Origin of the sequence: Mesorhizobium sp. M7A.F.Ca.CA.002.09.1.1 (assembly GCF_003998555.1) — a bacterium.
Lineage (GTDB): Bacteria > Pseudomonadota > Alphaproteobacteria > Rhizobiales > Rhizobiaceae > Mesorhizobium > Mesorhizobium ciceri.
Genome location: NZ_RZRR01000054.1, coordinates 1 through 12,218, shown reverse-complemented (window position 1 = coordinate 12,218; position 12,218 = coordinate 1). Strand labels below are relative to the sequence as shown.

At 64.1% G+C, this 12,218-nt stretch carries 9 protein-coding genes and 1 pseudogene; 6 read left to right on the top strand and 4 right to left on the bottom strand.

From position 1 onward, the window contains the following. The coding region (locus EN994_RS04490; protein WP_127307410.1) for a TIGR03808 family TAT-translocated repetitive protein at positions 1-992 on the top strand (992 nt) is incomplete at its 5' end. On the opposite strand, the gene EN994_RS04485 is transcribed toward EN994_RS04490, so the two are convergent. Together EN994_RS04485 and EN994_RS04480 are read right to left on the bottom strand one after the other, a co-directional pair. Next, on the bottom strand, positions 985-1,989 hold the full coding sequence (locus EN994_RS04485) for an asparaginase (RefSeq protein ID WP_013532676.1): 1,005 nt from the start codon (positions 1,987-1,989) through the stop codon (positions 985-987). The two genes, EN994_RS04490 and EN994_RS04485, sit on opposite strands and share 8 nt — an antisense overlap. 25 nt (positions 1,990-2,014) lie before the next feature. After that, on the bottom strand, positions 2,015-3,181 hold the full coding sequence (locus EN994_RS04480; protein WP_013532677.1) for an acetyl-CoA acetyltransferase: 1,167 nt from the start codon (positions 3,179-3,181) through the stop codon (positions 2,015-2,017). 203 nt (positions 3,182-3,384) lie between these two features. Here EN994_RS04480 and betI point away from each other — a divergent pair, with 203 nt between their 5' ends. From betI to betB, 5 genes are read left to right on the top strand one after another with little or no spacing between them, the layout of a single operon-like run. Further along, on the top strand, positions 3,385-3,975 hold the full coding sequence (betI, locus tag EN994_RS04475) for a transcriptional regulator BetI (protein ID WP_013532678.1): 591 nt from the start codon (positions 3,385-3,387) through the stop codon (positions 3,973-3,975). Continuing rightward, the gene (gene betC, locus EN994_RS04470; protein WP_063167696.1) at positions 3,972-5,501 is read left to right on the top strand and encodes a choline-sulfatase; all 1,530 of its coding nucleotides are present in this window, start codon (positions 3,972-3,974) and stop codon (positions 5,499-5,501) included. The genes betI and betC overlap by 4 nt, the downstream gene beginning before the upstream one ends. Beyond that, positions 5,498-6,502, top strand: a complete 1,005-nt coding sequence (locus EN994_RS04465; protein ID WP_063167695.1) for a threonine/serine dehydratase — start codon at positions 5,498-5,500, stop codon at positions 6,500-6,502. The genes betC and EN994_RS04465 overlap by 4 nt, the downstream gene beginning before the upstream one ends. After that, a complete protein-coding gene (betA, locus tag EN994_RS04460) occupies positions 6,495-8,147 on the top strand; it encodes a choline dehydrogenase (protein ID WP_013532681.1) in 1,653 nt (550 codons plus the stop codon). Before EN994_RS04465 ends, betA begins: the two co-directional genes overlap by 8 nt. 57 nt (positions 8,148-8,204) lie before the next feature. After that, complete coding sequence (gene betB / locus EN994_RS04455; RefSeq protein WP_013532682.1) at positions 8,205-9,668, top strand: betaine-aldehyde dehydrogenase; 1,464 nt, start codon at positions 8,205-8,207, stop codon at positions 9,666-9,668. An 8-nt stretch (positions 9,669-9,676) separates the two neighbouring features. Here the strand turns inward: betB and EN994_RS04450 are convergent, their stop codons facing one another. Next, on the bottom strand, positions 9,677-11,917 hold the full coding sequence (locus EN994_RS04450) for a mannose-1-phosphate guanylyltransferase/mannose-6-phosphate isomerase (protein ID WP_013532683.1): 2,241 nt from the start codon (positions 11,915-11,917) through the stop codon (positions 9,677-9,679). A gap of 11 nt (positions 11,918-11,928) precedes the next feature. After that, positions 11,929-12,218 (bottom strand): annotated as a pseudogene (locus EN994_RS04445) (phosphomannomutase/phosphoglucomutase); the annotation flags it as partial.

Sequence of the window (12,218 nt, the reverse complement as noted above, 5' to 3'; positions counted from 1 at the left end):
GTGCGAACCGTGCGATGGGCGATTACACGCAAGGGCTGCTCGATCTTCGCCGTGTCGCGCACCTCGCCATCGACAATTGCCAGATCACCGGCAGCGGCAAGAACGGGCTGGCGCTGGAACACGCGATCGGCCGGATCGAGCGCTGTGAGATATCGGGCGCCGCCGATGCCGGCATCTATTCGGTCGAAGCCGGCGGGCTGGCCATCACGGGCAACACCGTTTCCGACTGCGCCAATGGCGGCATCCTCGTACACCGCTGGCAGGTGGCCGAAGACGGCACCATGGTCACCGGCAACCGCGTCCAAGGGATCCAGGCACGCAGCGGCGGAACCGGGCAGAACGGCAACGGCATCAATGCCTTTCGCGCCGGCAATGTCGTCATCTCGGGCAACATCGTCTCGGACTGCGCCTTCTCGGCCATCCGCGCCAACAGCGCCAGCAACCTGCAGATATCGGGCAACACCTGCTCGCGCTCTGGCGAAACGGCGATCTATTCCGAGTTCTCGTTCGAAGGCGCCATCATCAGCAACAACATCGTCGACGGCGCCGCCAACGGCATCTCGATCGTCAATTTCAACGAAGGCGGCCGCATGGGCGTCTGTTCCGGCAACATCGTGCGCAATCTGTCGACCAGCGGCCCCTACCCCGCCGACTCGCCGGGATTTGGCGTCGGCATCGGCGTTGAGGCCGACACCACCGTTTCCAACAATGTCATCGAGAACGCGCCACTCTATGGCATGCAGATCGGCTGGGGCCCGTACCTGCGCAATGTCGTCGCCACCGGCAACATCATCCGCAAGGCAGGAACCGGGATCGTCGTATCCGTGGTCGAGGGCGCCGGTACGGCCGTCATTTCAGACAATGTCATCGACGGCGCGCTGAACGGTGCGGTTGTCGGCCAGCGCTGGGCGGAGCCCGCGACAGGCGATCTCGCCTCGTCAAACGGTAGCGGCTACGCGCATCTGACCGTCGAGCGCAATCACGTCACTTGAGAGTTGCCGTCGGCCTCAGCGCTCCGACTTTGGCACCGTTGCGATTTTCGATGGGCGTGTTTGCCAATTCGAGCAGCTTCGCCGCCAAGGCCTCGTCGGCACGCAACAGTTTGGCAAGGACGGCGGCAACCATGGCTTCGCCGGCGCGGCCGGCGCCATCATCGCATTTGAGTGCGATGCCGAGGCCAAGTTCCGGAATTGCGGCACAATGGACGCCTTCGGCGCCGCCCTTCGTGAAAATCCGCCCTGGTGCGGCCTCCATCAACGCGACGTCTTCGCGGCCGCTGCCGGAAACGAAGAAGGGCTCGGCCATGCAGGCGGAAAGCAGCCGCTTTGCAGCCTTGGCTCGCTCTGGGCCAAAACCTGATGTCGTGGCCATGCGGGCAAAGCCGAGCGCGAAGCTCCTGAGCGGCACCGCGTAGGTCGGGATCGAACAGCCGTCGATGGCACGCTGGTCCTCACCATGGACAGCGCCCGTCACCGACTGCATGGCGTCGCGCACCATGTCCTGCAGGCCGTGTCCCGGCTTGACATAGCCGCGATGCGCAATGCCGGCGTGGACGCAGGTGCAGAGGAAGCCGGAATGTTTGCCGGAACAATTGTTGTGCAAGGCGTTCGGCGAGCCGCCGGCGCGGGCGAGCGCAATCTCGGCGTCATGATTGGATGGCCAATGCGTGCCGCATTCGAGCGCCGATCCGTCCAGCCCAGCCTTGGCCAGCATGGATCGCGCAAGGTCGACATGTGCCGGCTCGCCCGAGTGGGAGGCGCAGGCGAGCGCCAGTTCGCGGTTGCCGAAACCATAGGCATCCGCCGCCCCGCTTTCGACCAACGGCAAGGCCTGGATCGCCTTGACCGCCGAGCGCGGAAACACCGGCTTGGCCGTATCGCCGATCTCCCACACGGGCTTGCCGTCGCCATCGAAGACCGCGACTGAGCCGCGATGCGCGCTCTCGACGATCGCGCCGCGCAAGACTTCGATCAGAACCGGATTTGTCATGTCACCTCCCGCAAATGCGGGCGGTTTATCTGATCCGGTCGAGAATGGAAACGTAGTTGGCGACCGCCGCACCGCCCATATTGAAGATGCCGCCCAGTTTTGCGCCCGGCACCTGGATGCCGCTGGCCTCACCGACAAGCTGCATGGCGGTCAAGACATGCATGGACACGCCAGTGGCGCCGATCGGATGGCCCTTGGCCTTCAGCCCGCCGGACGGATTGACCGGCAGGCGACCATCCTTGGCCGTTGTGCCGTCCAACGCCAGCTTCGCCCCCTCTCCCGGCTTGGCAAGGCCCATCGCCTCGTACTCGATCAGTTCGGCAATGGTGAAGCAGTCATGCGTTTCGACGAAGGACAGATCGTCGAGCGTCACGCCGGCCGATTTCAGCGCCCGGTTCCAGGCCTGCTCGCAGCCTTCGAAGGTCAGAATGTCGCGCTTCGACATCGGCAGGAAATCCTGCACATGTTCGTTGGCGCGGAAGGCAACGGCACGGCGCATCTTCAGTGCCGTGGCGGTGTCGGCAAGGATAAGGGCGGCGGCGCCGTCGGAGACCAGCGAGCAGTCGGTGCGCTTCAGAGGACCGGCAACGAAGGGGTTCTTCTCGCTCTCTTGGCGGCAGAACTCATAGCCGAAATCCTTGCGCATCTGCGCATAGGGATTGTCGACGCCGTTCTTGTGGTTCTTGGCGGCAATCATGGCCAGCGCATCCGACTGATCGCCATAACGCTGGAAATAGGCCTGCGCGATCTTGCCGAAGACGCCGGCGAAACCCGCGGGTGTCTCGCCGTCCTCGGGCAGATAGGACGCCTTGAGCAGGTTTTTGCCGATCTCCGGCCCCGGCGTCGTCGTCATCTGCTCCGCGCCGACCACCAGCACGATGCGAGCGGCATTCGCGTCGATGGCGCGGATGCCTTGGCGGACCGCCGCCGATCCGGTGGCGCAAGCGTTCTCGACACGCGTCGCCGGCTTGAAGCGCAGCCGGTCGTCGGCCTGAAGCACCAGACTGGCGGTGAAATCCTGCGCCGAAAAACCGGCGTTGAAGTGGCCGAGCACGATCTCGTCGACCTCGTCGGGACCGATGCCGGCATGGTCGAGCGCGTCCGTTGCCACCTTGACGATGAGGTTTTCGAGCGTTTCGCCCTCAAGCTTGCCGAAGCGCGAATGCGTCCATCCGACGATGCATGCGGTCATGGCGGTCTCCATCCTTGGCGCCGGCCTGGCATGTCGGCTCACGGCGCATTTCGCATCTATTGTTCAAAGATAAACAATCGTGCCGGTTTCGTGAAGGGCTGGAGGCGTACAATCGCTTGGTACAGCCGAGATCGCGGCCGATTTTTTTGTTGATTGACGCGTCAATAAAAAATAATCCTGTTCTCTCAAAGGATCATGGCGAGATGCCGAAAATCGGAATGGAACCGCTGCGCCGCAAGGCGCTGATCGACGCGACGATCTCGGCGATCGGCGAGCGCGGTTCGCTCGACGTGACCATGTCCGAGATCGCCGGACGCGCCGGCGTGTCGTCCGCCCTTGCCCATCATTATTTTGGTGCCAAGGACGAGCTGCTCTTGGCGACGATGCGGCACATACTGGCGGAGCTTACAGCCGATACGTTGCGCGCCCTTGGCTCGGCCAATAGCGCGCGCGAAAGGGTCTCGGCGGTGGTCGCTGTCAATTTCTCCGACATCCAGTTCCAGCCGGAAACCATCGCCGCCTGGCTCGCCTTCTATGTCGAGGCGCAGAAATCATCGGCCTTGCGCCGGCTGCTCAAGGTCTACGCGCGGCGGCTGCACTCGAACCTGATGAGCGGGCTGACCGGGATCTTGCCCAGAGCCGAAGCCGACCGCGCCGCCGAAGCGACCGCGGCGATGATCGACGGGCTCTACATCAGGCGGGCGCTGAAAGACGGCGTGCCCGATGCCGCGACCGCGATCGCGCTGGTCGAGGACTATCTCGAAACCAAACTTGGCGAGCGGCGCAAACAGTGACAATGAAGCGAACCAATTTCCTGATCGTCATGGTCGACCAGCTCAACGGAACCCTGTTTCCGGACGGACCGGCGGAGTTTCTGCATACACCGCATCTGAAAGCGTTGGCCGCGCGTTCGGCGCGCTTTGCCAACAACTACACGGCCTCGCCGCTCTGCGCGCCGGGCCGTGCCTCGTTCATGAGCGGGCAATTGCCGTCGCGCACCGGCGTCTATGACAATGCCGCCGAATTCGCCTCATCGATCCCGACCTTTGCCCATCATTTGCGCGCCGCCGGCTACTACACCTGCCTGTCGGGCAAGATGCATTTCGTTGGGCCGGACCAGTTGCATGGTTTCGAGGAGCGGCTGACGACCGACATTTATCCAGCCGATTTCGGCTGGACGCCGGATTACCGCAAGCCCGGCGAGCGTATCGACTGGTGGTATCACAATCTGGGCTCGGTGACCGGTGCAGGCGTCGCCGAGATCACCAACCAGATGGAGTATGACGACGAGGTCGTGTTCCTGGCCACGCAGAAGCTCTATCAGCTTTCGCGCGAACAGGACGATGCGAACCATCGGCCTTGGTGCCTCACTGTCTCGCTGTCGCATCCGCACGATCCCTATGTCGCGCGCAAGCAGTATTGGGATCTCTATGAGCATTGCCGGGCGCTGGACCCGGAAACCGGGTTCATCGCGTATGACCAGCAGGATACGCATTCCCGGCGGCTGTACCACGCCAGCGACTATCCCTCTTTCGAGATCACACCGGAGCAGGTGCGTCGTTCGCGGCAGGGCTATTTCGCCAACATCTCCTATGTCGACGACAAGCTGGGCGAGATCCTGGACGTTCTCGAGCGTACACGCATGGCGGACGACACAATCATCCTGTTCTGCTCGGATCACGGCGACATGCTCGGCGAGCGCGGCCTGTGGTTCAAGATGAGCTTCTTCGAGGGTTCGGCGCGGGTGCCGCTGATGATTGCCGGCAAGGGCGTTCGCGCCGGGCTGATCGAGACGCCGGTCTCCAATCTCGACGTGGCGCCGACGCTTTGCGATCTCGCCGGCATCGACATCGCTGCGATCGCGCCGTGGACCGACGGCCAGTCGCTGCTGCCGCTCACCGAGGGCATCGAGCGCACCGCGCCGGTGTTGATGGAGTATGCCGCCGAAGGGTCCAATGCGCCTTTGGTGGCGATCCGCGACGGCAGATACAAATTCGTCCATTGCGAGCTCGATCCGCCGCAACTGTTCGATCTCGAAGCCGATCCGCTCGAACGGGACAATCTGGCCGACGACGCGGCCAATGCGGGCCTGGTGGCGGCATTCATGGACAAGGTCCAGACACGCTGGGACATGGCCGGCTTCGACGCCGCTGTCCGCGAAAGCCAGGCGCGCCGCTGGGTCGTCTATCCGGCGCTGCGCAACGGCGCCTATTACCCCTGGGATTTCCAACCCCTGCAAAAGGCGTCCGAGCGTTACATGCGCAATCACATGAACCTCGACAATCTCGAAGAGAGCAAACGGTATCCGCGAGGCGAATGATGTCAGACCTTCTCGTCCCCTCCCTTGACCATCTCAAGCAGGCCTATGCCGTCACCTCCAGGGCGACGCAGATCACGCCGCTGCTGGAATCGACGGCACTAGCCCGCGAGACCGGCGCCGCCCGCGTCTTCATCAAGCCGGAATCGCTGCAATGGGCCGGCTCATTCAAGGTGCGCGGCGCCTATTGGCGCCTGAAGCAGCTTTCAGTTGACGAAGCGAAGAAGGGCGTCGTCGCCTACTCCTCCGGCAATTTCGCGCAAGGGCTGGCGGCTGCCGGCCAGGCGCTTGGCGTTCCCGTCACCATCGTCATGCCGATCGACGCACCGGCCGCCAAGCGTGATGCCACGGCGGGCTATGGCGCCCGCGTCGTGCTGACCGACCATGGCGAGCGCGCGCGGGAGGAAGTCGCCGCCGCCAAGGCGCGCGAGATCGCCGAGACAGAGGGCCTGGCGCTGCTGCATCCATTCGACGATCCGGAGATCGTCGCCGGCCAGGCGGGCGCCGGCCTCGAAGCGCTTGACCAACTCGAAGCCAAAGGTGCCAGCGCCGACCTCTTGTTCTGCTCGGTCGGTGGCGGTGGGTTGATCGGCGGCGTTTCGCTCGCCTTCCATTATCTGTCGCCCGCCACAGAGATCATCGGCGTCGAGCCGGAAGGTTTCAATGGCATGGGCTCGTCGCTGGCGCATGGCAGCATCGAGACGATGCCGATCGGGCCGAAATCGATCTGCGACGGTTTGATGTCGCGACGGCCGGGCGATGCTCCGTTTGCCGCGGTCAAGACGGCGGGTGTTCACGGCATCACCGTCGACGACCAATCGGTGCGGCGCGCGATGCGGATCGCCTTCGAGCGCATGAAGCTGGTGCTCGAACCGTCGGGGGCGGCGTCGATCGCGGCATTGCTCGGCGGCAAGGTGGATGTGAAGGACAAGACCGTCCTTGTTGTGGCTACCGGCGGCAATGTCTCGCTCGCCGATTTCATGGCGCATATGAACCATGCTTGAAGCGGATTTCGTCATCATCGGCTCCGGCTCGGCCGGCTCGGCCATGGCCTATCGCCTGTCGGAAGACGGCAAGCATTCGGTCATCGTCATCGAATTCGGCGGCAGCGATATCGGGCCGCTGATCCAGATGCCGTCGGCGCTGTCGATCCCGCTCAACATGAGCCTCTACGACTGGGGCTTTGCCAGCGAGCCGGAGCCGCATCTCGGCGGCCGTGTGCTGGCGACACCGCGCGGCAAGGTTATCGGCGGCTCGTCCTCGATCAACGGCATGGTCTATGTGCGCGGCCACGCCCGCGACTTCGACCATTGGGCCGAAGAGGGTGCGGCCGGCTGGGGCTTCGCCGACGTGCTCCCCTATTTCAAGCGCATGGAGGATTCGGATGGCGGCGAGGATGGCTGGCGCGGGCACGGCGGGCCGCTGCATGTGCAGCGCGGCTCGCGTAAAAATCCGCTCTATGGCGCCTTCGTCGAGGCTGGCCGCCAGGCCGGGTTCGAACTGACGGAGGACTATAACGGTTCCAAGCAGGAAGGTTTTGGGCCGATGGAGCAGACCATCAGCGGCGGCCGCCGATGGTCGGCGGCATCAGCCTATCTGAAGCCGGCGCTGAAGCGCAAAAACGTCAGTCTGGTCAAGGGCTTTGCGCGGCGGGTGATCATCGAGAATCAGCGCGCCATCGGCGTCGAGATCGAAGCTCACAAACAGATTCAGGTCGTTAAGGCGCGACGTGAGGTAATCGTCGCCGCATCGTCGATCAATTCGCCCAAGATCCTGATGCTGTCCGGCATCGGTCCGGCCGAGCATCTGCGCGAAAACGGCATTCCGGTGGTGGCCGACAGGCCCGGCGTCGGCCGCAACCTGCAGGACCATATGGAGCTCTACATCCAGCAGGAATCATTGCTGCCGATCACGCTCAATTCGGTGCTGAATCCGTTCTCGAAAGCGCTCATCGGGGCGCAGTGGCTGTTCCTCAAGAACGGGCTAGGCGCCACCAACCATTTCGAAGCGGCGGCCTTCGTGCGATCGCGTGCCGGCGTCGACTACCCCGACATCCAGTACCATTTCATCCCCGCGGCAGTCCGCTATGACGGCAAGGCGGCGGCCAAGTCGCACGGCTTCCAGGCGCATGTCGGACCGATGCGCTCGAAGTCGCGGGGGTCGGTGACGCTGCGCTCGCCGGACCCGAAATCGAAACCGATGATCCACTTCAACTACATGTCGCATCCAGACGACTGGGCGGAGTTCCGCCACTGCATCCGGCTGACCCGCGAGATCTTCGGCCAGTCGGCGTTCGATCCCTATCGAGGCAAGGAGATATCGCCGGGCAGCCACGTGCAGTCGGACGACGATCTCGACATCTTCATCCGGGATCACGCGGAGAGCGCCTACCATCCTTGCGGCACCTGCAAGATGGGCCGCGCCGACGACGTGATGAGCGTCGTCGATCCGGAGTGCCGGGTCATCGGCGTCGAAGGATTGCGGGTCGCCGATTCCTCGATCTTCCCGCGCGTCACCAACGGCAATCTCAATGCGCCGTCGATCATGACCGGCGAGAAGGCATCCGATCACATCCTTGGCCGCACGCCGCTGGCGCCGTCCAACCAGGAACCATGGATCAATCCGCGCTGGCAGGCGTCGGACAGATAGAGCATGATCGTGTGACTGCACGATCCGCATGCCGCGAAAGACAATCTGGAGACTTCCATGCGCGCTCAGCCCACGGCATCGCACTATGTCAACGGACGCTACATCGAGGACGAAGGCGGCGCCCCGCTGCCGGTCATCTATCCGGCAACCGGCGAGACCATCGCCATGCTGCGTTCGGCAACGCCGAACGTGCTGGAACTCGCCGTCGAGGCCGCGCGGGCGGCGCAGCCCGCCTGGGCGCGGCTGAAGCCGGTCGAGCGCGGGCGCATCCTGCGCCGCGCCGCCGACATATTACGCGCCCGCAACGCCGACCTCGCTCGCATCGAGACGCTGGACACCGGCAAGGCGATCCAGGAAACGTTGGTGGCGGATGCGCCCTCGGCTGCGGACTGCCTTGAATATTTCGGCGGTGCCGTTGCCGCCTACAACGGCGAGTCGGTCGATCTCGGCGGACCCTTCGCCTACACAAGGCGCGAAGCGCTCGGCGTCTGTGTCGGCATCGGCGCATGGAACTACCCGATCCAGATCGCCGGCTGGAAATCGGCACCGGCGCTCGCCATGGGCAATGCCATGGTGTTCAAGCCGTCGGAAAACACGCCGCTGTCGGCGCTGGCACTGGCCGAGATCTACAGCGAAGCGGGGCTACCCGACGGCTTGTTCAACGTTGTGCAGGGCTATGGCGATGTCGGCGCCGGGCTTGTCGGCCACGATGTCGTCGCCAAGGTCTCGGTGACCGGTTCGGTGCCGACCGGCCGCAAGGTGCTGTCGCTTGCCGGCTCGAAGATGAAGCACGCGACGATGGAACTCGGGGGCAAGTCGCCGCTGATCGTGTTCGACGATGCCGACATCGAGAACGCCATTGGCGGCGCCATGCTCGGCAATTTCTATTCGACCGGACAGATCTGCTCCAACGGCACGCGCGTCTTCGTGCAGAGCGGCATCCACGACCGCTTTGTCGACCGTCTGATAGAGCGGACCAAGAAAATCCGCATCGGCGACCCGCTCGATCCCGAAACCCAGATGGGACCGCTGGTCTCCAAGGCGCAGCACGACAAGGTGGCCGGCTATATCGAGATCGGCAAGCAGGATGGAGCGACGCTTGCTTGCGGCGGCAATGTGCCTTCGCTGCAGGGCTTTCAGGGCGGCTTCTTCGTCGAGCCGACGGTGTTCACCGGCGTGACCGATGGCATGCGCATCGCCCGTGAAGAAATTTTCGGACCAGTGATGAGCGTGTTGAAATTCGACGGCGAGGACGAGGTGATCGACCGCGCCAACGACACCGAATTCGGCCTCGCTGCCGGCGTCTTCACGCGCGACCTGCCGCGCGCCCACCGCGTCATCGCCGAACTGCAGGCCGGCACCTGCTGGATCAACGCGTATAATCTGACGCCGGTGGAAATCCCGTTCGGCGGCTTCAAACAGTCAGGCATCGGGCGTGAGAATTCACTGGCCGCACTGGCGCTCTATTCGCAGCTGAAGTCGATCTATGTCGAGACCGGGGATGTGGCGAGCCCGTACTGAGGCTGCCCTTACGCCTTCAGGTCGGCCGTGCTGTCCAGATACTGGGTCAGCGCGCAGACCAGATGATAGAAGATGCTGGCCGGAACGTCCGATGCCAGTGAGCGGCCGCGCTCGTCGATGCGGTCGATCCACAGGCCGAGCGGCGCCGGGTCGATGTGCCAGCGGAACAGCCGGCCGACGCGCGCTTCGATCTCGGGCTTCAGATCGGGGCCGCCCGAGCCATCCAGTGCGATCGCCGCCTTCACGGCTTCGGCCTGCGGCCAGCTGCGCGATATCAGGTCGAGCGGCAGGCCCTGCCGCGAGACGGCGCCATAGGCAAGCCCGGTGGCGCGGTTGAGGCCATTGGCGATGGCCGAGGCGTAGAGTTTCCTGGCAAAGCCGCTCAACTCGGCCTGGCCGCTGCGCCCGGCGAAATCGACCAACAAAGAGGCCCATTCGAAATGGTGGCCAGGCTCGGTCCACGAGCCTTTCTCGCCGGCGGATGGTTTCCATTCGGCATCGAAATACTCGCCAAGCGTCCAGCTTTCCGGATCGAAGAAATGACTGCGGAAGAGGTCGATGATGCGCGCTGCGCGGCGCAGATGGGCGCGCTCGCCGGTCGCCTGGTGCCAGGCGAGGAAGGCCTCAAGCAGGTGCATATGCGGGTTGGAGCGGCGCTCGCCTTTGCCATCCGATGTCTCAAGGAAGCCGGTCATGCGGCTGTCTTCGAGATGCGCATCGAGAAAGGCGAAGGTTTCCTCGCCGAGGCGCAAGGCGTCGGGATTGCCAGACATATGCGCATGCGCCAGTGCCAGGAGCACGCAGGAATGATCGTAGGCATCCTCGGTGGCGTCGGCAACCGAACCGTCAACATTCAGCGTCCGAACCCAGCCGCCCTTGTCGGTGCGGCCCTTGCCGGCCATGAAGGCGATGCCGTGGCTGATCAGCCGGTCGGCCGGACCGTCCCAGCCGCGCGCCCGGGCAACGGCGAAGGCATAGACCTGCCTCGCCGTGGTGCGCATGCGCTTGGGCTTCATCAACGGCGAAGCGTCCAGGCCAAGCGCTTCGTGAAAGCCGCCATGGCGTTCGTCGACGCCCGATGTCGACCACAGCGGCAAGGTCTCCTGAAACAGCCAGTGATGCACGCGCCGCCGCCAGGCGCCGCTTTCGATGACGCGGTCATGCGCCGGCGTGAACCTGGTTTCCAGGCGACCCGATTTTTCGAGCTGCTCGACGATCTTCTTGACGTGTTGGCTGTGGCTGACCGGAGCGACGAAGGTGGCATCCGATGTCGAAACGATGGCGATGTCCTTCATGCCGATCGCCGACAGCAGGCGGCCGTCACTGCGAATGTAGGAATTCTCGCAATCGATGGCGACGACGTCGCCGATGATGACATTGCCCCGGTCGTCGGCGGGGCCGACATCGAGCAGCGACTGCCATGAGCCGAGATCGTTCCAGCGGAAGCCGGCCGGCACCATCGCGATGTCTTTTGCCCGCTCCATGATGGCGTAGTCGATCGAGTTCGACGGAATGGCGGCGTAGAGTTCTAGCGGCATGTAAAGGCCGGACAAATCCGATGTCGCTGCCTTGTACGCTGCTTCGGTGGCCTGCCAGATATCCGGCTGGAACGCTATGAAGGCATCACGCATGGCGCTGGCGCGAAAAAGGAAGATACCGGTGTTCCAGTAGAAATTTCCGGCCTTGAGATAGCTTTGCGCAGTCGCAAGATCCGGCTTTTCGACGAAGCGCGACACGTCGAAGATGCCGCCGCTTTCGGCCGCAACCTCGATATAGCCGTAGCCGGTCTCGGGCTGTGTCGGCCTGATGCCGAACACCACCAGCCGGCCGCTACGCGCTGCCTCGGTGCCGGCTTCGACGCTCTGCCAGAACTGGCGCGGGGTCGATATCTCATGGTCCGACGGCACCACCAGCACCAGGCTGTCGCCGAACTCGGACAGTGTGCGCAGCGTCGCCAGTGCGACGGCGGCGGCTGTGTTGCGCCCGGTCGGCTCGAACAGCGGCCCGCCGCCGGCGAGGTCGAGGCCGGCAAGATCGGCGTGAACGCGGTCGGCATGGCGCTCCGCGGCAATCAGGAAGATCGGCGTTTCGCCTTCCGGCCGGGCCGTCAGCCGGCGCAAGGTCTTGGCCAGCATCGAGCCGTCGCCGGACAGATCGTGGAACTGCTTGGGATTGTCCTCGCGCGACAGCGGCCACAACCGCGAGCCGACCCCGCCGCTCATGACAAAACTGACAATCCGCTCGGTCATTCAACCACCATTCAAAAGGTCTGGTTGTAGGCGCCCACCTCGGGGCTGCGGCGCAGCACGGTGTCGACAGCCTCGAACATCTCCCGTCGACGCTGCGACGACACCGGGCTTTCGACGACCACGACCAGTTCCGGCTTGTTCGACGAGGCGCGCACCAGTCCCCAGGTGCCGTCGTCCGCGACAACGCGCGCACCGTTGACGGTGATGAGGTCGGCGATCTTCTGGCCCGCAAAAACCGTTCCATCCCGCTTCATGGCCTGAAAGTCGGCAACCACCCGCTCGACAACGCCATACTTCGCAT